The 21,885-nt window shown below is 40.9% G+C and carries 19 protein-coding genes and 1 pseudogene; 16 read left to right on the top strand and 4 right to left on the bottom strand.

What is annotated here, in order from left to right:
- The first annotated feature begins 653 nt into the window (after positions 1-653).
- The 13 genes from DW019_RS09280 to DW019_RS09225 all read left to right on the top strand — a co-directional run bounded on the left by DW019_RS09280 (position 654) and on the right by DW019_RS09225 (position 15,961).
- A complete protein-coding gene (locus tag DW019_RS09280; protein ID WP_118443193.1) occupies positions 654-4,046 on the top strand; it encodes a DEAD/DEAH box helicase family protein in 3,393 nt (1,130 codons plus the stop codon).
- A 52-nt stretch (positions 4,047-4,098) separates the two neighbouring features.
- Positions 4,099-4,980: a LysR family transcriptional regulator gene (locus DW019_RS09275; protein ID WP_022377276.1), complete on the top strand. Its 882-nt coding sequence runs from the start codon at positions 4,099-4,101 to the stop codon at positions 4,978-4,980.
- Between the two features lie 59 nt (positions 4,981-5,039).
- Entirely contained in the window at positions 5,040-5,420 is a 381-nt protein-coding gene (locus DW019_RS09270; protein ID WP_147353021.1) for a hypothetical protein, read from the top strand.
- Positions 5,417-5,596 (top strand): hypothetical protein, encoded by a 180-nt coding sequence (locus DW019_RS15480; protein ID WP_243024136.1) that lies wholly within the window; start codon positions 5,417-5,419, stop codon positions 5,594-5,596. Before DW019_RS09270 ends, DW019_RS15480 begins: the two co-directional genes overlap by 4 nt.
- 22 nt (positions 5,597-5,618) lie before the next feature.
- Entirely contained in the window at positions 5,619-5,945 is a 327-nt protein-coding gene (locus DW019_RS15475; RefSeq protein ID WP_243024135.1) for a hypothetical protein, read from the top strand.
- Positions 5,946-6,025: 80 nt separating this feature from the next.
- Positions 6,026-7,408: a TrpB-like pyridoxal phosphate-dependent enzyme gene (locus DW019_RS09260; RefSeq protein WP_117478739.1), complete on the top strand. Its 1,383-nt coding sequence runs from the start codon at positions 6,026-6,028 to the stop codon at positions 7,406-7,408.
- Between the two features lie 189 nt (positions 7,409-7,597).
- A complete protein-coding gene (locus DW019_RS09255; RefSeq protein WP_117478740.1) occupies positions 7,598-8,800 on the top strand; it encodes a cation:proton antiporter in 1,203 nt (400 codons plus the stop codon).
- Positions 8,801-8,839: 39 nt separating this feature from the next.
- Positions 8,840-10,213 (top strand): SLC13 family permease, encoded by a 1,374-nt coding sequence (locus tag DW019_RS09250; RefSeq protein WP_118443191.1) that lies wholly within the window; start codon positions 8,840-8,842, stop codon positions 10,211-10,213.
- Positions 10,214-10,366: 153 nt separating this feature from the next.
- Positions 10,367-11,749: a putative DNA modification/repair radical SAM protein gene (locus tag DW019_RS09245; RefSeq protein WP_118443190.1), complete on the top strand. Its 1,383-nt coding sequence runs from the start codon at positions 10,367-10,369 to the stop codon at positions 11,747-11,749.
- Positions 11,743-12,519, top strand: a complete 777-nt coding sequence (locus DW019_RS09240; RefSeq protein WP_022377283.1) for a TIGR03915 family putative DNA repair protein — start codon at positions 11,743-11,745, stop codon at positions 12,517-12,519. The genes DW019_RS09245 and DW019_RS09240 overlap by 7 nt, the downstream gene beginning before the upstream one ends.
- Entirely contained in the window at positions 12,516-13,448 is a 933-nt protein-coding gene (locus DW019_RS09235; protein WP_118443189.1) for a tRNA-dihydrouridine synthase family protein, read from the top strand. Before DW019_RS09240 ends, DW019_RS09235 begins: the two co-directional genes overlap by 4 nt.
- Positions 13,449-13,451: 3 nt before the next feature.
- Positions 13,452-14,792 (top strand): MATE family efflux transporter, encoded by a 1,341-nt coding sequence (locus tag DW019_RS09230; protein ID WP_118443188.1) that lies wholly within the window; start codon positions 13,452-13,454, stop codon positions 14,790-14,792.
- A gap of 122 nt (positions 14,793-14,914) precedes the next feature.
- Positions 14,915-15,961 carry a Fic family protein gene (locus DW019_RS09225; protein ID WP_118443187.1) on the top strand — a complete coding sequence of 349 codons (1,047 nt, stop codon included), beginning with the start codon at positions 14,915-14,917 and terminating at the stop codon, positions 15,959-15,961.
- A 219-nt stretch (positions 15,962-16,180) separates the two neighbouring features.
- On the opposite strand, the gene DW019_RS15740 is transcribed toward DW019_RS09225, so the two are convergent.
- Complete coding sequence (locus tag DW019_RS15740) at positions 16,181-16,288, bottom strand: hypothetical protein (RefSeq protein WP_347474415.1); 108 nt, start codon at positions 16,286-16,288, stop codon at positions 16,181-16,183.
- 141 nt (positions 16,289-16,429) lie between these two features.
- Positions 16,430-16,577, bottom strand: a pseudogene (locus DW019_RS09220) (UPF0236 family protein); the annotation flags it as partial.
- 532 nt (positions 16,578-17,109) lie between these two features.
- Between DW019_RS09220 and thiD the strand changes: the two are divergent.
- Together thiD and DW019_RS09210 are read left to right on the top strand one after the other, a co-directional pair.
- Complete coding sequence (gene thiD / locus DW019_RS09215; RefSeq protein ID WP_118443185.1) at positions 17,110-17,904, top strand: bifunctional hydroxymethylpyrimidine kinase/phosphomethylpyrimidine kinase; 795 nt, start codon at positions 17,110-17,112, stop codon at positions 17,902-17,904.
- Between the two features lie 15 nt (positions 17,905-17,919).
- Positions 17,920-19,104 (top strand): pyridoxal phosphate-dependent aminotransferase, encoded by a 1,185-nt coding sequence (locus DW019_RS09210; RefSeq protein ID WP_118443184.1) that lies wholly within the window; start codon positions 17,920-17,922, stop codon positions 19,102-19,104.
- Here DW019_RS09210 and DW019_RS09205 read toward each other — a convergent pair.
- Together DW019_RS09205 and DW019_RS09200 are read right to left on the bottom strand one after the other, a co-directional pair.
- A complete protein-coding gene (locus tag DW019_RS09205; RefSeq protein ID WP_117478747.1) occupies positions 19,095-19,712 on the bottom strand; it encodes a response regulator transcription factor in 618 nt (205 codons plus the stop codon). The genes DW019_RS09210 and DW019_RS09205 overlap by 10 nt on opposite strands.
- Positions 19,713-19,714: 2 nt before the next feature.
- On the bottom strand, positions 19,715-20,776 hold the full coding sequence (locus tag DW019_RS09200; RefSeq protein WP_118443183.1) for a histidine kinase: 1,062 nt from the start codon (positions 20,774-20,776) through the stop codon (positions 19,715-19,717).
- Positions 20,777-20,933: 157 nt separating this feature from the next.
- On the opposite strand from DW019_RS09200, the gene DW019_RS09195 reads away from it, so the two are divergent.
- On the top strand, positions 20,934-21,875 hold the full coding sequence (locus tag DW019_RS09195) for an ABC transporter ATP-binding protein (protein ID WP_117478749.1): 942 nt from the start codon (positions 20,934-20,936) through the stop codon (positions 21,873-21,875).
- The last annotated feature ends 10 nt before the right edge of the window (positions 21,876-21,885 follow it).

Genomic DNA, 21,885 nt, shown 5'->3' with positions numbered 1-21,885 from the left:
AGACGCAAAGATTTTCTACGGAATTACGGAAAACAAAAAAAGTGCCAACGAACACTTGACACAAACAAATGAATACAGATGTTTGACATAAACATAGTTTGATGTTAATATAGTGATAGAAAAAGTGCTACCGATAGACGGTTAGCCTGATATTATTTTGGCAAAAATAACTGCAAGTTCGTCAGACTGGGCGGTTATTTTTGTGTTTTATCATTGCTCTTAGAACCAACGGTATAACCAAGAGCAAAGCAAGTAATACATAAGCTGATTATGGCTATAAAGAGTTCCGTTGTAAGCATAAGCACAATCCTCCTCATGAGATTTCCGCAAAGGATTTCTATGTAAACGCAAGCTAATACTCTTGCGACGAAGGCGAACCGCCTACCGAATAGGGTAGCACTGACAATATTTTATCAAACATGTGAATAAAAATCAACAATCTATATAGTTCTATTCAAAATCTATAATAAACTAAGCTCACAAAATACTCACAAAATACTCATAAAATCCACCCAAATAATTGACAATACCCTAAAAAATGGTAAAATTTAAGAGATAGTAATGACACAAAGGGAAACAAGTTATGATATCCGAATAAGGTAGTCAAAAGCAGAGGACGGAATGGATAAAATTCCGAGAGGAGGAGTTTACAAATGGAGACAAATTTTTCTTTTCTTGAATCAAAAAAAGAATATGAATTATTTGCAGGGGCGTGTATTGATGCAGAGTGCATTTTAGAATCTTCGCCGGTTATGAGTGCCGTGGCATCGAGAAAAGCATTGGAACTTGGGGTGAAGTGGGTTTATTCGATTGATTCTGCATTAAAACCAATTGGGTATCGGGAAGGTTTACAGTCTTTGCTGCACAATAATGGGTTTCCATCGTTGATGGATTATACTTTGTGGAAACGATTGCAGTACATTGTCCGCAATGGAAATCAATCCGTGCATACATCCAAAGGTCTTTCCAAAGATGATGCTATTCTTTCTTTAAATATTTTGTTTGATTTTGTGGAGTGGATTGATTATTGTTATGGACGTGATTATGAAGAACGCGAATTTGCAGAGAATAAAATTCCAAACAAGACAAAAGTAGCAGAAAATATAGAGGACCGTTACAAACAGGTTTTAAAAGATGTCCAGAAAAATACAGACAAGATTGTAGATGAAAAGGACAAAGAAATTGCTCGTCTCCTAAAGGCAAATGAGGAACTTCAGCAGGAGATGCAGAAAAAGAAATCCCAGAACTTGAAAACGCGCGAATATAGTTATAATCCGGATATGTCAGAATGGACGACCAGAAAAAGATATATTGATGCGGATTTGAAAGCAAATGGTTATGTGTTTGACCAAACTGCTAAACGTAATTGTGTTGAAGAAGAGTACCCGGTTACCGGGATGCCAAATGTAACAGGAACGGGATATGCTGATTATGTCATCTGGGGCGATACCGGAAAAATTATTGCCGTAATAGAGGCAAAAAGAGCAAGCGAAAGTGCGGATAAAGGACGCAATCAGGGGAAACTTTATGCAGACTGTATCCAAAATATGCAGGGGAGTCGTCCGGTTATCTTTTATACAAATGGATTTGAAACATATCTTTGGGATGATGTAACAAGTGCGCCAAGAGTGGTCAGTGGTATTTTTCCGCAAAAAGATATTGATGCCATGATTTCACGGAGAACAATTGTTAAGCCGGTTAGTACAATTCCTATTAATGAGGACATTACGAATCGTTTGTATCAGTTGCGGGCGGTTACCAAATGCTGTGAAAACTACGAAAAAGGAATTCGTAAATGTCTGCTTGTTATGGCAACCGGAACCGGTAAAACAAGAACAGCGGCTTCTGTTGTGGATGTCATGACAAGAAGCCAGATTATGGGGCGGGTTTTGTTTTTGGCAGACCGGAAAGAATTGGTTAAGCAGGCGAAAAATTCATTTTCATCGTGCTTGCCGGATATGACGATGTGTAATTTGCTTGTAAATAAAGAAGAGAAAAATGCAAATATGGTGTTCTCTACATATCCGACGATGTTGAATGCGATTGATAACATGAAAAATTCGGATGGTTCGCGATTTTTTTCACCGGGACATTTTTCATTAATTGTGATTGATGAGGCACATAGAAGTATTTTTAATAAATATAAGGCGATATTTGAGTATTTTGATGCGTGTCTTTTGGGATTGACAGCAACTCCGAAAAACACGATTCATCAGTCAACGTATGAGTTTTTTGATATGAAAAATAATATGCCAACGGATGTTTATGAATACAATGAGGCGGTTTATCAGGACCATGTATTGGTGCCATATCATTTGATTGAAACATCGACTAAGATTGCTGATGATGGATTGACCTATGAGAAACTTGACGAAGAAGAGCGGGAGCAGTATGAAGATGAGTTCTGCGAAGATGACGGCTTGGTTGACCATATTCCGCCGGAGAAAATTAATACCTATATATTTAATCGGGATACGGTTGATATCATGATTTCAGATTTGATGAATCATGGAATCAAACATAAAAATGGAAATCATGTTGGCAAAACGATTATTTTTGCACAGAATAAAAGACATGCAAAGTATATTATTGAGCGGTTCGATGTACTGTATCCGCAGTACAAAGGAGCTTTTTGTAAATTAGTTGTTTGTGATGAGCCATATGCAGAGAAAAATTTGGAGGATTTCAAAAAGCCGGATGAATATCCTTTTATTACGGTGACGGTTGATATGCTGGAGACCGGTGTGGATGTTCCGGAGATTACGAATCTTGTATTTGCAAAAAAGGTATATAGCAGAATTAAGTTTGAACAGATGATTGGACGAGGTACCAGACTTTGCGAGAATCTTTTTGGAGAGGGCAGAGACAAGAAGGAGTTTTATATCTTTGATTATATGCGTAATTTCCAATTTTTTGGCGAGAATCCAAAGGGAAAAGAGCCGGGAGTAAGTATTGCTCCCGTGTCGGCAAGATTTATACGTATGGTGCAGATTATTAGACAGCTTCAGAATGCAAATTATGCACAGGAAGAATATCAGATTATCCGTGAGAATTTGGTTGATCATGTGGTTGGTGATATTCAGGCGATGAGTACAGAGCGTGTGGAAGTGCGTTTAGAGGCTCGTTATGTGGAGCAGTATAAAGCCAGACAGCAATATGAGTGTTTGGATGATATGAATAAAGAAGAGATTATCAACCACCTTGCAAAACTTGTTGTGTCAGGAGAAAAAGACGAGGCCGCCATTCAGTTTGACGTGAGTATGTATGGTATCATGTTGGAGACAATGACGGGAGCAAAGTCGCTTGGTAGATTAAAACGTTATGTTGTGAAAAATGCTAATATACTGTTGAAGGATAGTGCGACTATTCCGGATGTAAAAGCGAAAATACCGGAACTGACTGAACTTACGCAGGAAACTTATTGGAATCAGAAGGATATTCTTAAGTTTGAAAAAACGAGGAAATCGCTGCGTGATATTATGAAATTTATTCCGCCTGCGAAAGTGGATATTCACTATACCAATTTTGCGGATGAAAAAACGCTTTGGAGTGAGGGCGGCAAGGTGGATATGGGAACCTCTGATTTTGAAGATTATAGAGAAAAAGTAAATGAGTACATAGCAGCGCATAGAAATGAGCCGGCTATTAATAAACTTCTTTATAATAAGCCAATTTCAGCGGATGATTATAAGGAATTGGAAAGAATTTTCACGGAGGAACTGGGAACGGTAGAGGATTACGAAATGAATTATCAGGATACGCCGTTTGGCTTGCTGATTCGCAAAATCGCAAAAATGGACCGGGATGCAGCATATGCAGCGTTTGCGGCGTTTATTGCGAAAGAGCGGCCGAATGCGGAACAGATTCATTTTATTGAACAGGTTGTGGACTATGTGGTTGAGAATGGATATGTGAATAATGTACTGGATTTGATGAAAGCACCATTTGATCGTCCTTATAAATTCAGCGTGATATTTACACGTGAGGAGCAGTTAGAATTCGTGAAAATTATTAACCAAATCAAGGACAATGCCGTTATTGCATAGTTGCATCCTGCCCTGCCTTTTGGTATGATAGGATAAGAGAGGAGGCAGGTAAATGACGTTACTTACCTACCAGGTGTTCAAAACCGTTACGGAGCAGGGAAGTTTTCGGAAGGCGGCGGATTTGCTGGGGCTTACGCCATCGGCAGTCAGTCATGCGGTATCTTCGCTGGAGGCAGAACTTGGTTTCTGCGTATTAAACCGCGCCAAAAGCGGCGTGACGCTTACCAATTATGGAGAGCGGCTTCTTCCTTATGTAAATGCAGTTTTGAACAGTGATGAAAGTTTACAGCAGGCGATATCGGAATTTAACGGATTAAAACAGGGAAAAGTAAAAGTCGGATGTTTTTCCAGCGTCTGTACGAACTGGATTCCGGAGCTGATTCATTCTTTCCATGAAGAATATCCGGATATCAGTATGGAAATTTTTCAGGGAACGTATGATGATGTTGTTTACTGGATAAAAAATGGCGTGGTGGATGTAGGCTTTTTGTCGGTATCCAGTGCCGCGGATATTCCAATCGAGCCGCTGTACAAAGACCCTCTGTTATGTGTCGTGCAAAAGGGGCGGAGGACATCGAAAGAACCGATGAGCATTGAGGAAATGAAAAACTGCCAGTTTGTTACACAGCGTGAAAGTACAGATGCCGACATTCAGAATTTTATGAAGGAAAATCATTTGGATGTCCGGTCAAGTTACCATGTGGTTGACGATTTGTCTACGGTTGTAATGGTGGCAAATGGATTTGGAATTTGTTTGATGCCGGAAATGGTTATGAAAGATATTCCGTATGAAGTGGATTGTTTTCCGGTAAAACCGGATGCCTGCCGCATTATTGGAATTGCTGCACTGAATCCGGATAACATGGCACCGGCAGTGCGAACATTTTATAATCGGGTGCTTGCGATGTACCAGCAGGAGGAATATGTAAAATAATTGCGTTTGCCCTATTTCTGGGGTATACTTATTATATAGGAAAACAAAAGGGGGCGTGTATGATGGAGAAGAAACGAATAGCAGTATCCGGTGAGGAAATCATTGCGCCGAAAAAAGAATATCCATTGCGATTTTGGTATATGTGTCCGAAAGGGGTATGTACTATTATTGATGTGGATGAGTATTCACGGAAGGTTAGACTTCACAATTATGCGGAAAATTTACTGTATCGTGCGTTTGGTTGTGTGGAAGAACCAACTTATGAACAGTATGAAAAATTTTTGGAATCTCGTTGTTTTCCTAGAACCAGAGATAAAATGAAATTGATGTTGAGGCATTTGGAACTGCCATTTTATGACCCGATGCTGATAATTGAAAAGACAAAAGGGCGAATGGCTGATGACGATTTTTGGTTAGAGATTGAGAGGCAGGATAGATGATTGAACTTTTTGAACAGGACATATTGTTAAATGACAGGCAGTCCTCAAAGGGAAATCAATTAAAGTGGCAAAGTCAGAATGGCATTTGGTATAAGGCAGATTACACAGGCTATGAGGGCTTAGTTGAGTATTTTGTTTCCTGTCTTTTAGGATATTCTTCCTTGAAAAGAAACTAGACATACCCATAATATTGCTGTTTTGTTAGATGATTGTGACCAATTTCATTATTGCCCTATTTTTGATAATGGTGAATCACTTCTTTCGGATACGATACAGGATTATCCGATGGAAGAGAAAATACAAGATTTGGTTAAAAGAGTGAAAGCCAAGACATTTCATGATGATTTTGATGAACAATTAGATACTGTGGAAGAATTATATGGAAGACAAATTCGTTTTCACTTTGATCGAGCAATTGTAGAAAAAATCATTGCAGAGGAACAGAATTATTCAAACGATGTAAAAGAACGCGTTTATGATTTGATAAGCAGACAGATGAGAAAGTACCAATATTTGTTTGAATAGAAGAAAACAGGGCAGCCCGACAGCTTGCGTAACTTGCTTAGGCAGCCTGTAAATAAATGATAATTAGAAGGAGAAACAAAATGAGTAAAAAGGAAATCCCTTACAAAATTTATTTGGATGAAAGCGAGATGCCAAAACAGTGGTACAATCTTCGTGCCGATATGATTAACAAACCGGCTCCGCTTTTGAATCCGGCAACCGGCAAACCGGTTACATTAGAAGAATTAAGCGGTATTTTTTGTGAAGAATTAGCAAAGCAGGAATTGGATGACAAAACACCGTACATCGACATTCCGGATGAAATTTTGCAGTTCTACAAAATGTATCGTCCGGCACCGCTTGTACGTGCTTATCATTTGGAAAGATATTTGAAGACACCGGCAAAGATTTATTATAAATTTGAAGGAAATAATACATCCGGAAGCCACAAGCTCAACTCTGCAATTGCGCAGGCTTATTATGCAAAGAATCAGGGCTTAAAAGGTGTTACGACAGAGACCGGTGCAGGTCAGTGGGGAACAGCACTCTCCATGGCGTGTGCATTCCTTGGACTTGACTGTCAGGTATTTATGGTAAAAGTTTCTTATGAGCAGAAACCGTTCCGACGCGAAGTTATGCGTACCTATGGTGCAAATGTGACTCCGTCACCATCCGAAAAAACAGCGGTCGGCAGAAAAATCCGTGCAGAGTTCCCGGATACAAACGGAAGCTTAGGCTGTGCTATTTCAGAGGCGGTTGAAGCGGCAACGACACAGGAAGGTTATCGTTATGTACTTGGTTCAGTACTTGCCCAGGTTATGATTCATCAGTCGGTAATTGGTTTGGAGAGTAAAATTGCACTGGATAAATATGGTGAAAAGCCGGATATCATTATTGGTTGCGCGGGTGGCGGTTCAAACTTAGGAGGTTTGATTGCACCATTTATGGGTGAAAAACTTCGCGGAGAGGCAGATTACCGTTTCATCGCAGTAGAGCCAAAATCCTGCCCAAGTTTCACAAGAGGAACTTATGCGTATGACTTCTGTGATACCGGAGCAATTTGTCCGCTTGCAAAAATGTATACACTTGGCAGCAGTTTTATGCCGGCACCAAATCATGCCGGAGGACTTCGCTACCATGGTATGAGTTCGGTATTGTCCCAGCTCTATGATGATAAATTGATGGAAGCAGTCAGCGTATCACAGACCGATGTATTTGCGGCAGCAGAAGAGTTTGCCAAAGTAGAAGGAATCCTTCCGGCACCGGAAAGTTCTCATGCAATTCGTGTAGCAATGGACGAGGCAATTAAATGTCGTGAAACCGGAGAAGAAAAAACGATTCTGTTTGGACTTACCGGAACCGGATATTTTGATATGTATGCTTATGAGAAATTCAATGATGGTAAAATGGAAAACTATACATTGACGGATGAAGAAATTGCGGCAAGCATTGCAAAACTTCCAAAAGTACCGGGATTAAACTAAATAAAAGAGGACATTTTTGACCCAAAAAACAAAAAAAATAAAGTGCTTGCTTTTTCGAAAATTGAGAGTATAATAATGTTGACATGAGAAAATAGCAATAAAAATTTTATGGTCAGAATGAGGCGGCAATGTGGTCAGCGGTGAGTGGTCACATTTGTCCCCTTTTTTATGGTCAAAGGAGGTTTTATCATGGAAACATGTAACTACTTACTCTATCTGGCATTGATTTTGATGTGTACGAAGTTTTTAGGACTTTTGACAAGACGTGCACGTATGCCACAGGTTGTTGGTGCATTGTTAGCCGGTTTGCTGCTTGGACCTGCTGTGTTTAAGATTATTCCACAGACAGAGTTTTTGACGCAGACAGCAGAAGTTGGTGTAGTAATCCTGATGTTCTGTGCCGGCATGGAAACAGATGTAAAGGAATTAAAAAAATGTGGAAAAGCAGCGACGATTATCGCCGTGATTGGTGTGTTGGTTCCATTGGCAGGAGGCTTTGCTACTGCATGGTTCTTTAACCGTCCGGGTATGATTGAGTCGAATGTAAGTACCAGTTTAGTATTGCAGAACGTATTCATCGGTGTTATTCTTACCGCAACATCGGTTAGTATTACCGTTGAGACATTAAAAGAACTTGGTAAATTAAATTCGGCAGCAGGAAATGCGATTCTTGGTGCAGCGGTCATTGATGATATTCTTGGTATTATCGCCTTGACAGTTATTACCAGTATGGCAGACCCGACCGTTAAACTTTGGGTTGTACTTGTAAAAATTGTTGGATTTTTTGTATTTGCTGCTGTGGCAGGTTTTCTGTTTTACAAGTTTTTCAATTACTACAGCAACCGTACAAAAAACGGTTTGCAGCGATATGTAATTATCAGTTTTGTTTTCTGTCTGCTGATGTCATATGTGGCAGAAGAGTTCTTCGGCGTAGCTGATATTACCGGTGCGTATGTAGCCGGACTGGTTGTTTCGATGATTCAGAAAGAAGATTATCTGGCATCGCGTTTTTCAACTTTGTCGTATTTGTACTTATCACCGATTTTCTTTGCCAGCATTGGTTTGAAAGTGGTAATTCCACAGATGTCAGCAACAATTGTCTGGTTTGCCATTGTGCTTACAGTTGTAGCTATTTTGACAAAAGTTGTTGGATGTGGATTAGGCGCAAAACTATGTAAATATTCCGGAAGGGAATCGTTACAGATTGGTGTTGGTATGATTTCGCGTGGTGAGGTTGCGTTGATTGTTGCCAGCAAAGGTGAAGCACTTGGTCTTATGAGTGAGCAGCTGATGGGACCGGTCGTTATCGTTGTTATTATTACGACAATTGTTGCACCGATTCTTTTGAAACCGGTGTTCCACGATAAAAAAGAGATAAAAGAGAAGGCTTAATTTTTACTTTGGGGAAAGCAAAAACTAGGAGGAAAGAAGATGGTAGCACAGGGCTTAGCGGTAGCCATTTTTGTCGCTATGTTTGTTTTGATTGTGATGGACAAATTCGGCAGGCAGTATATTACGCTTGGCTGCGGCGCACTTACCCTGATTGGGGTGTTTGGCATTTGCATGAGAAGTGTGAATGCAATATGGGAAATTATTAATCTGCGAAGCATTTTTACACTGGACTTTTGGTATCAGGGTTCAGGGGCTGCGGAATCCGGGATTGGAATTAACTGGGAAACCGTTATTTTCATTGCCTGTATGATGATTATGGTGGAAGGTATGGCGAGAGTTGGTTTCTTTGATTGGCTCTGTATGAGAATCGCAAAGATGGTTCATTTTAACACCATTCCGATTTTCATTACATTCATGATTATGTCCGCAGTTCTTGCTATGTTTATCGACAGTATTACGGTGATTTTGTTTTTGGCGGCTGTGACAATTGAATTGTCATCGCTTTTGAAATTCAATCCGGTGCCGATGATTATGGCAGAAATTTTCTGCGCAAATCTGGGCGGTTCGGCGACTATGTGTGGAGACCCTCCGAATATTATTATTGGAACAGCGCTTCATTACAGTTTTGCGGATTTTGTGTCGAATACCGGTGTGATTGCCGGTATTTCCCTGATTGTAATTGTGATTTATTTTTACTTTGTTTTCCGCAAGGATTTGAAAGTGAAAACAGGAAAAATTGAAGTTACGGAAGCGGATTTAGACCCGTCAAAAGCCATTCATGATAAGAAAGGTTTTGTAATCAGCACTGCTATTTTTTTGCTGGCAGTTGCTCTTTTAGTGACACATGCGCAGACGAAACTTACGGTTGCGTTTATTGGTGTTTTGATTGCGGTTCTTACGCTTTTGGCAGCGGGAAAACACGCACTTGCCATCTTGAAAAAAGTGGACTATGAGACCATTTTATTCTTTATTGGTTTGTTTGTTGTCGTTGGTGGACTGGAAGAAACCGGTGTTTTGGAATTAATTGCCGATGCGATTAAAACAATCAGCGGTGGAAATAGTTTCTTAATGATAGGAATTATTATCTGGCTGTCAGCGGTAGCAAGTGCCCTTGTGGATAATATTCCGTTTGCAGCAACGATGGTTCCGGTAATTAAGAGTTTAGGTGCCGGCGGCCCGGCTGGATTTTTGCCGGTTCTTGCCTGGGGACTCTCGATGGGGACGGATATCGGTGGTAGTGCTACACCGATTGGCGCTTCGGCAAATGTGGTAGGTATTTCCGTGGCGGAAAAAGAAGGTCATAGAATTGGCTGGGGAAAATACTGTAAAGCGGCAGTACCGGCGACGTTGATTGTTGTATTGATTTCAATGATTGTCATTTTTATTCGATATGGCGATTTGTTGATGATGTAGAAAAGAAATCCCTCTCGTTTTGTGATGAGATATGTTCACGAGACGAGGGGGCTTTTTTGCGTACATGAGAAGAAAATTTAAAAGATTTACTTTACAAAAATAAAAAGCTGCGCTATAATAGAACAAACGTTCGATATAGAAGGAGGCGCAGGTATGGCAGTGACACAAGAGATATTTGAAAAGTTAGAAATTTTGACAGATGCGGCAAAGTACGATGTTGCCTGCACATCGAGCGGAAGCAGCCGGAAAGGGAGACAGGGGATGATGGGAAATACCGTGGCCGGGGGAATCTGCCATTGTTTTGCGGCAGATGGCAGGTGTATTTCTCTTTTGAAGATTTTGCAGACCAATGAGTGTGTGTATGATTGTAAATATTGTCAGAACCGCATGTCCAATGATGTGAAACGCGCCGGTTTTACACCGAAGGAAATTGCGGAACTTACGATTTCCTTTTACCGCCGCAATTATATTGAGGGATTGTTTTTAAGTTCCGGCATTCAGAAGAATCCGGATTATACGATGGAACAGATGTACCAGACGATTTATCTGCTCCGCACGAAGTATAAATTTAATGGATATATTCATGTCAAAGCGATTCCGGGAGCGGATCCGCTTTTGATTGAGAAGACCGGGTGGCTTGCTGACCGCATGAGTGCAAATATGGAACTGCCGACGGCGAAGGGGCTTGATTTGCTGGCACCGCAGAAGAGCCGGAAGAAAATTTTGACACCAATGCGCCAGATACAGATTGGCAGAAGTGAGAGTCTTTTACTGCAGGATGCGAGAATTGAAAAAAGACGGCGTCTTTCTCTGTATCAGTCGGAAAGCCAGACTGTGTTACCGGCGGTTTCCGGTGGGACTTTGCAGGAGTTTCATCAGGATGGAAGGTTTGTGCCGGCGGGGCAGAGTACGCAGATGATTATTGGAGCTACGAAGGAGACGGATTATGAAATTGTCCATATGGCACAGGCGTTATACCAGCAGTTTGATTTAAAGCGTGTATTCTATTCGGCATTTGTGAATACAACAGGGGATTCTCGTTTGCCCGATACGAAAGAGAGGGGACCGGAGCTTCTGCGTGAACACCGGCTGTACCAGGCAGATTTTCTTATGCGGTTTTATCAGTTTCGAGCGGATGAGATTATTACAAAAGAAAACCCAAATTTAAACGTCTCCGTAGATCCCAAATGTAACTGGGCGCTGTATCATTTGGATTCATTTCCTGTTGAGGTGGAAAAGGCAGACTATCATACATTGTTACGTGTGCCGGGGATTGGCGTGAAATCGGCAAGGCGTATTATAATGGCACGAAGAAGAGGAACGCTCGATTTTAATGCGTTAAAGAAATTTGGTGTTGTATTAAAACGGGCGATGTACTTTATCACTTGTCACGGGCATATGATGATTCCAATCCGCTTAAACCGCACATTTATTCTTGCTAACCTGCTTGGCTTGAAGGAACGTCTTCCAAAGGAAATTGAGGCGCAGGGAACCGGAAGACAGATGATGTTAGAGGATGTGATGCAGGGATGGTAAGACATATTTATTTGTGTGAAAACAGTGCAGAAGGGATTTTCTCGGCGATATACCGTGCCTATGAGGAGGGTTATCCCCACGAGCATAATGAAGTTGTGATTGATACAGAGGGGCGGAATATGGAGCTTTTTTGCGAATATCACACAGTTGTGACAAATTTTGAGCATGCGGTGAAAGTAGCGCGCACCATCCGTCGCAAGATTTCAGAAGAGGCATATGATTTTATTCATCGCTGCTGCGGCTCTTATGAGGCGCAGAAGGCGGATGCTATTTACCGGTTTGTGCAGGAAGGACTTCGGATGGGAAGGGCGGTTATGAGCCATCTCACAGCCCCTTATATGCAGACCTTATTTGCGATTGAGCGGAATTTTACAAATGAATCACATTTTTTTATTGAAATACTTCGTTTTGAGGAATTGGAAAATGGCACATTATTTGGTAGAATAAATCCTAAGAGTGAAGTTCTGCCATATTTAGCTGACCACTTTGCGGATCGCTTTGCCGGTGAGCAGTGGGTGATTGCAGATACCGTGCACCGTACGGTGCTGCTTCATAAAGCAAATTACAAAACGGTGTATTTATCCATGGATGAAGTAGATATGGATGAACTTACTCTGACTTATTCCGAGGACGAAAAGCAGCTTCAGAAATTATGGAAATTGTTTGTTGACACAATTGCGATTAAAGAACGTGTAAATCCCAAATTGCAGAGACAAATGCTGCCACTTCGTTTTCGTAAATATATGAAGGAGTTTAGCGAATCAGAATGAAGCAGTTTTATTTTGCTCCCTTAGAGGGCATTACAACGTATATTTACCGAAACTTACATCATCAGAAATTTGGCAGTATGGATAAATATTTTACACCTTTTGTGTCACCGACTTCGAATCATGATTTTAAGAGCCGGGCAAAAAAGGATGTGATACCGGAGCATAATCAGGGAATACCGGTTGTGCCTCAGATTCTCAGTAACCGCAGTGATGAGTTTGTTTATACAGCCAGTCGTCTGATTGAATATGGATATCATGAAATTAATCTGAATTTAGGCTGTCCGTCAGGGACAGTTGTGTCGAAGGGGAGGGGTTCTGGATTCCTGGCGAAACCGGAGGAACTGGACCGCTTTTTGGATGATATTTTTTCACAGTGTGAGGTGCCGATTTCTGTTAAGACGAGATTGGGCAGATATTCACCGGATGAATTTCCGGAACTTCTAGAGATTTATAACCGGTATCCGATTCGGGAGTTAACCATTCATCCGAGAATTCGGGATGATTATTATAAAAACACACCGAACCTTGATATGTTTGAATATGCAGTGGAACACAGTAAGAATTCGCTCTGCTATAATGGGGATATCACAACGGTAGAGGAATATGAACGTTTTTGCGAGCGTTTTCCTACAATTGAGGCAATTATGATTGGACGAGGGTTGATTGCAAATCCGGGGCTTGTCCGTGAAATTCAGACTGGGGAGAAGATGCAGAAAGATGAATTGCATGTATTTTTGCGAGAATTGAAAGTGGCTTATCAGGCGTGTATGCCGGATCAGCCGGTGTTATTTAAGATGAAAGAAATCTGGTCTTATCTCGTAAACTGGTACCCGAACGGGAAAAAAGTATGGAAAAAGGTAAGAAAAACAAATCGGTTAATAGAATATGATAAACTTATGCTTATGCTGGAATCAGGAAACGAGGTGTAAGGAATGCAGGAACAAAAAATTAACCGCCGTGAAATTTTAAAAACGTTAGTTATGTTGTCAATTCCTACCATCTTAGAGGAAATTTTATCGACGTTATTGCAGTATGTGGATACGGCGATGGTTGGACACCTGGGAGAAAAAGCGACAGCATCTGTCAGTGTTACAACAACGGTGACATGGCTTGTGAACAGTATTCCGGCGGCACTTGGTGTGGCGGTGTTGTCAATGACAGCAAAGGCACTGGGGAGCGGCGATAGAGAGTATTTGCAGAAAATCGCAAAGCAGATTTTAATTTTGGTTTTTGCGTGTGGACTTTTTGCCGGCGGAATTTCTGTCATCCTAAGTCCATACATTCCGATTTGGATGGGGGCGGAGCCATCTATTTGGCAGGATGCTTCCGATTATTTCCTGATTGTCAGTCTTCCGATGATTTTCCGCTCGGCAACGATGATTATGGGCGCTGCGATTCGGGGAACAAAAGATACAAAAACGCCGATGTTAATAAATCTGGGAGCCAACGGAACCAATATCCTTTTAAACATTGTCTTTATTTATGGAATGGGTTTGGGCGTCAGAGGATCGGCAATTGCGTCCGCAATATCCTATACGACAGCCGGATTGTTGATGTTTGCTGCGTACCGGAGAAACGAATATCTCCACTGGAAGTGGGAACATTTTGCTGTGGATGGCAAAGTGATGAAAGAGTGTATGCGAATTGGTCTGCCGGTCCTTTTTAGCAGTATTGCATCCTGTTTTGGTTATGTTGTGTTTGCCGGTCTTGTTTCCGGGATGGGAACAACCATCTTTGCTGCCCACTCGATTGCCGTTACCGCCGAAACTATTTTTTATATTTCCGGTTACGGACTCCGAACGGCAACCTCTACCCTGATAGGCATTTCTCTTGGTGAGGAAGACGAGAAGCAAATGGAAGCCGTTGCGTCAGTGAGTGTAAAATTGACGATGATACTAATGTGTGTTAGTGGTGTTATCTTGTTTTTTGTGGCAAGACCCTTGATGGGACTTCTTACCGAGAGCAGCCGTGTGGTTGAGATTGGTGCCGGCATGCTGCGTATTGTCGCGTTCTCCGAGCCATTTTATGGATTGATGATTGTCACGGAGGGAATCTTTTATGGGCTTGGGAAAACAAAGTACGCTTTTTATGTAGAAACCTTCTGCATGTGGGGAATCCGTATTTTGTTTACCTTTTTCTGCGTCAAAATCTGGCACTTTGGTCTTGAAACTGTGTGGTATTGCATGATAGCAGACAATGTATGTAAGGCAGTGCTGTTTTCTGTTCCACTTGTTGTTAAGAGGAAGAGAAGTTGTTTGACAAAACTGGGATGAATGATCTTTAGTAAATTGGATACTCTTATTTTTGTATATGTTTTAAGGGAAAATACACATAACCTAATTGACTTTCCCTTAAAATGTGCTAATATTTAAGGGAAAGGAGTGAACTTAAGGGAATGAGAGAGTTTAATTATAGTAGAATAAAAGAGCAGAAATGGGATTCTGATGTGCTGAGACTTATTGCTGCTATATATAAATATTCGGGTAAACAGGAATTGTATTTAAAACAAAGACCAGACGAATTGGGCAAACTTGTAGAAATTGCAAAGATTCAGAGTACTCAAAGTTCCAATGCAATTGAGGGGATTGTGACAACAAATACAAGAATCAAGCAGCTGGTTGAAGAAAAAACAACTCCGAAGAACAGAGATGAAGAGGAAATTGCAGGATATAGAGATGTATTAAACATTATTCATGAAAGTTTTGATGTGATTCCGATAACAAAGAATTATATTCTTCAACTTCATAAAATACTTTACAGTCATATGAATAATCCGATTGCCGGGCAAACGAAGACGGTACAGAATTATATCAGTGCAACATATCCGGACGGTCATACAGAGGTATTATTTACACCAGTGACACCATTTGAAACACCAAAGGCACTTGAAAGAATCTGCGAGGAATACAATAGAGTTATTGGTAATCTAGAGGTTGAGCCACTGCTTGCTATTCCTGTTTTTATACATGACTTTCTTTGCATTCATCCTTTTAATGATGGCAATGGACGGATGAGCAGATTGCTTACAACGCTTCTTTTATATCAAAGCGGATTTTACGTAGGAAAGTATATTTCGCTTGAGGCTAAAATTGCGAAGAATAAGGATTTATATTATGAAGCGTTAGGACAGAGTCAAGATGGCTGGCATGAAGCGAAAGAGGATGTTGTTCCTTTTATAAAATACCTTTTGGGAACAGTACTTGCTGCTTATAAGGAATTTGAAGATCGTTTTGCGATAATTGGTGTGAAACGGCCGGCAATAGAGATGGTGCGTAAGGCTACCGAAAATAAAATAGGAAAATTTTCAAAACAAGATATCAGAGAACTTTGTCCATCACTTAGTATCAGTTCGATAGAAAATTCATTGAGAACGCTTGTAAAAGAAGGCGATTTGATGCGAGGTGGTTCTGGAAAAGCTACTTACTATGTAAGATTAAAATAGTTTAAGAGTAAGATATACCACATCTTTGTTTGGGGCAAGTGTTCGTTGGCACTTTTTTGTTTTTCTACGGAATTACTGGAATCCAAAGGAACTGGCAGCGAACATTTGTCACAAATCAATTAGTCCAAACTCAGTTTTTCTTTATCTTATAAACGCATTCCGAAATGTCTTTCTTGCTTCTCTCTGCGCACTTCGGTTATTTATTTTTTGCAGGATTTCCTAATAAACATGATAACGAACTAACTGAAAAATTGCATCCGGGTCATACGTTTCCTTAATCCAGCTTCCTCCATCTCCGCTTAGAATTCTTAGCTGAATTTCATCCACATCGTATTTTTTTCATTCTTTTATGACTGCTATCCTGCGTGTGCAGCCATACGCCTCCATTGCTGAGCAGGTATTGTTTATGGTTTCTGCGGTTACATGGTAAGGTGATTCCGGTGCCGTCATCGCTATCTTTTCTGCAAGATTAGTGGAAATCAATCCAATCTTATTCGATTTGCATGGCTTCATCTAACAGATAGACATAGGCGTTTTCCTCTTGTTCCGTTTTTGTACGATATACAGTTCTCTTGTACTCTACTTCGCCATATACCGTTTTGATACAGGTTTTTCGTTTCATAATCGAATATTTTTTGCTCTAACACCTTGAAAGATAGTAAGTTTTCGTCTACAATTAGTTTCCTTTATTGTTTTTCTAGCAACTAACATCATAAAGAAAAACTGTATGATTGGAAGAGCTACATTGTAAGAATTACTTTAACTTTATATGAAGTGTTTGATGCCAATTTTTTAGATTCCCGTGTTTGTAACAAATGTTCGTTGTCAGTTCCTTTGGATTCCAGTAATTCCGTAGAAAAACTTTGTGACTCGTGGGTACAAACACGTGGGTATGAGGCTTGCGTATTTTGCATGCCCATACCCTTACGCGTTTGTTAAGCGAAAGTGGCGCAAGAGGTTCGGGGAACCTCTGACCTGCGCGGACCGGAGTGGAACGTAGAACCACGAGACGCAAAGTTTTTCTACGGAATTACGGAAAACAAAAAAGTGCCAGCGAACACTTGACACAAACACGGAACCCTAAAAATTTGACAAACAACCTTCCTTTCCGCTACAATAGTAAAGGCAATGAAAGAGAGGAATGACAGATGAGGACGGCATTAACGATAGCAGGAAGTGATTGTAGTGGGGGAGCCGGAATACAGGCAGATTTAAAGACGATGATGGCGAATGGTGTTTATGCCATGAGTGTCATTACCGCATTGACGGCGCAGAACACGATGGGAGTAAGCGGTATTATGGAAGTAACACCTGAATTCTTAAAAAAGCAGTTGGACGCAGTTTTTACTGACATAAAACCGGATGCTGTGAAAATCGGCATGGTGGCTTCTGCGGAATTAATTCATGTGATTGCGGAACGGTTGTCTTTTTACAAGCCAAAGTTTATTGTGGTCGACCCGGTTATGGTTTCAACCAGCGGTTCAAGGCTGATTGAAGAGGATGCCGTTGCGGCACTGCAAAATGAACTTTTGCCGATGGCTTCTGTGATTACACCAAATATTCCGGAAACTGAGGTGCTTACGGGAACGAAGATTGATTCCAAAGAAAAAATGGAACAGGCGGCACAGGCACTTTATAACAAATATGAGACAGCAGTTATATGCAAAGGCGGTCACAGCATTGAGGATGCAAACGATTACCTCTATGGGGCAGATGGTGGAAATTGGCTTGAGAGTAAGCGCATTGATAATGAAAATACGCATGGAACCGGCTGTACGCTTTCCAGTGCGATTGCCTCTTATCTGGCACAGGACTGTGAATTAACGGATGCCGTTATAAAAGCCAAAGAATATATATCAGGCGCATTGGCGGATGGAATGGATTTAGGGCAGGGAAGTGGTCCGCTCAACCATGCATTCCGCTTTAACCCAAGTAAAAATTGAAAGGAGTACATAGATATGTTATCAGAAAAAATGGTACAGTTAGGAACAAATCGCTCGGTAATCCGTGATTTGTTTGAGTATGGAAATAAGAGAAAGGCAGAAATCGGAGCAGAAAATGTATTTGATTTCAGTATTGGAAATCCGAGTGTTCCGGCACCGGAATGTGTAAAAGAAGCAGCTATTGATTTGCTCACAAACGGAGACCCGGTTGCCTTGCATGGTTACACATCAGCACAGGGAGACGCAGCACTTCGTGAGAAACTGGCTTCTTACGTAAATGAGCAGCATAGCACAAATCTTACGGCGGACAATTTTTATGTTACCGTTGGAGCAGCCGCATCGCTCACGATTTCATTAAAAGCACTGGCAGAACCGGACGATGAGTTTATCACCTTTGCTCCATTTTTCCCGGAATACCGTGTGTTTGTTGAAATGACAGGCTCAAAACTCGTTGTTGTACCAAGCAGAAAAGAAGATTTTCAGATTGATACCAAATTGTTGGAAGATGCAATTACAGAGCATACAAAGGGAATTATTTTAAACTCGCCAAACAATCCATCCGGCGTTGTTCTTACTGAGGAGTGCATCAAAGAAGTTTGTGCCGTATTGGAAAAGAAGCAGAAAGAATATGGAAAAGAAATCTTTTTGATTGCAGACGAGCCATATCGTGAACTGGTTTATTCGGATGTAAAAGTTCCGTATCTTATGAATTATTATGACAACACAATTGTCTGCTATTCGTACAGCAAATCGCTTTCCTTACCGGGTGAAAGAATCGGTTATATTGCGGTTTCGGATAAAGCAAAAGACTGGAAACAGATTTATGCGGCAGTTTGCGGTGCAGGCCGTGCCCTTGGATTTGTGTGTGCTCCGAGTCTGTTCCAGAAAATTATAGCACGATGCATTGGACAAACATCGGATATCTCGATTTACGAAAAGAACAGAGACATCTTGTACCGTGCTTTGACGGAATATGGATACCGCTGCATTAAACCGGACGGTGCGTTCTATCTTTTTGTTGAAGCACTCGAAAAGGATGCCAATGCATTTTCTGAGCGTGCAAAAGAGCATGAACTGTTGTTAGTTCCGGCAGACAGCTTTGGGACTCCGGGCTTTGTCCGTATTTCTTACTGTGTAAGCACCGAGCAGATTGAAAAAGCACTGCCGGCATTTAAGGCACTTGCAGAAAGTTACCGGTAATAAAAAATAGCTAACTGGGTGCGGTCGCGTAATTCCAATTTTTCCAAAATGGAACTGAGGTAATTGCGGACCGTGCCTTCACTTAAGTAGAGGGTCTCAGCAATTTCTTTATTGTTGAGACCATTTGCTACCTGTTCAATAATGGCATATTCTTTTTCTGTAATGCCATACTTGGCAAAGTCTCTCTGCGCCGTCGTCTTATTAATTAAATCCGGAATTTTATCCGTGATTTCCTCGCCAAATACCGTTTGTCCTTTCTGAACCGCCTGAAGGGCAGGAAGAATACTTTCAAAATTCTGTTTCAGTAGATATCCTTTTGCACCCATGCGGAGTGCCCGCACAATATATTCATCATCCGAAAACGTGGTGAGAAATAAAATTTTGGCATCTGGATAAGTTTCAAGAATCTGCTTTCCGGCAGTCAGTCCGCTCATTCCATCCATTCGGATATCCATTAAAAGAATATCCGGTTTGAATTTCGGATAAAGAGAAAGAGCCTCCTCCCCACAGTTTCCGATGGCACAGACATTAACCTCGCCGGAGGCTTCCAAAATGGTCTTTAAGGATAAAGAAACTAATTTGTCGTCATCTACAATTATAATGTTCATAGCTACCTCCGTATGATAATTGTTATTTTAAATCCATTTTCCGTATCAAATCGTATTACGCCATTTAAGGCACGAACCCGTTCTTCCATATTGCTCAGCCCGATTCCGCGGGAATCCGTTGTGGAAATTTTGGTGCCGTTGTCAGTAATCGAGAGCAGGTAAAATCCGGGATGCATACAGACTCGGATAAAAGCATTTTTTGCGTTACTGTGTTTTTGAATATTATTTACCGCCTCTTTTACAATTGCAATAAAGGCATATTTAATCGGATTTGGAAGTGTCCCTTCCACGTCATATTCCAAGGATATTTTTGTTGTGTTTACCCCATCGATAATTTCCCAAAGGGTACTTTCTAAGTCAATTGCGTTGTCGTGTAAATCGTGGACGCTTGTGCGAACATTTGTCATAGCTGTATTTAATGTATTTTGCAGCTCAGTCAATGGTTCATCTAAAGCATCATCACGGGCAATGACTTTCAGTGCCCCGACCTGCAGGAGAGAACGCGTCAGCATATGGCCGACGTTGTCGTGGATTTCTCTGGCAATGCGGTTTCTTTCCGAGAGCGTGGCGGCGTGTATATCTGCATTCTGCTTTTCAATCAATGCCTGATTCCGTTCGTGCATCATAATGGCATGCTCTTTGCTGGTATCCAGAATATGGTGCAGTTTTTCTTTGTAATCCGAAATTCTGCCAAAAGCATACGATAAAATTGCTGACAGCATCATAAGCAGAATGAGAATAAAAGCAGAGGATAAAAAGGCAGGGCAAAAACGTATCAAACCAATTCCTGCCGGTATCAGTAAAAAATAATCTTTAGCCTGAATGATATCATAAATAAAGACAGGCAGATAAAAACCAAAAGCAGGAAAACAAAGCGTTAGCAGGCAGACGAGAGCGGTTAGAAAAAGAATTCCTCCTTTTGAACCCTCCCAATAGGAAAAAAGGCATCCGATGATAAAGGCGCATAACAAAAAGAGAATGCTTGTTTGTGTGATGTTCTGACTATTTATAAAAAAATAGTTGCAAAGCAGAAAAAGAACTGCCTTATTTCCCAAATGCACCATGCTCTTTAACCTCCATCATTTGATATGTTCTATTATAAAGGAAAAAAACAAAAAAAGTAAATGACAAATGTCACAATTCAAAAATGATGGATGACACTTTTTGTGGCTGGCATAAAATGATACAATGTGTTTAACATCACAAAGAGGAGGGATAAGGATGGCTGTTGTTATTCAAATTGAAAATTTAGTAAAACGATATAAGGAACTAGTGGCATTAGACCATTTGAATCTGGAAGTAGAAGAAGGAGAAATCTTTGGCTTGCTTGGCCCAAACGGTTCCGGAAAATCGACAACGATTAATTGTATTCTTGCACTGCTTAAATACGATAAGGGAACGGTAAAAGTATTTGGCAGGGAGATGAAGCCGGATTCTTATGACATTAAAAGAGAAATTGGTGTTGTCATGCAGGATGTTGCCGTGTTTGATGAATTGACAGTTTATGAAAATGTAGATTATTTTTGCGGTTTGTATATCAGAGACAAGGGACTCCGCAAGCAGTATGTAGAAGATGCAATTGCCTTTGTCGGTCTTGATGAATTTCGCAAATTTTATCCAAAGAAATTGTCAGGAGGTCTTTTGCGCCGGTTAAACATTGCCTGTGGAATTGCCCATAAACCAAAGCTCATTTTCTTTGATGAGCCAACGGTGGCAGTTGATCCGCAGAGCCGGAACAAAATTTTAGAGGGTATCCAGAAATTAAATGAGGAGGGGGCAACGATTGTTTACACCACTCATTATATGGAAGAGGCAGAGCAGATTTGTACCCGGATTGCCATTATGGACAAGGGACAGCAGATTGCCATTGGAACGAAAGATGAACTGAAAAAAATGATTAAAAATACGGAGACGGTTTCGATTGAGATTCCGGAACTTCAGGAAGAAAATTTAGAGGCACTCGGAAGTATGGAGCATGTGTACAAAACGGAATATGATGAAGGAAAACTTACGTTAAACTTCAGCGGCGGTACACATAATCTGATTCATGTCCTTGATTATCTGAAGGATAAAAACCTTGTATTTGGCAGAGTATATTCGGAACTGCCAACGTTAAATGATGTATTCTTAGAGATTACCGGAAAAGAACTTCGGGATGTGTGAGAGGAGGAGA

Source organism: Clostridium sp. AF37-5, assembly GCF_003477605.1.
Taxonomy (GTDB): Bacteria; Bacillota; Clostridia; order Lachnospirales; family Lachnospiraceae; genus Eubacterium_F.
This window is presented reverse-complemented; position numbering and strand designations above follow the sequence as displayed.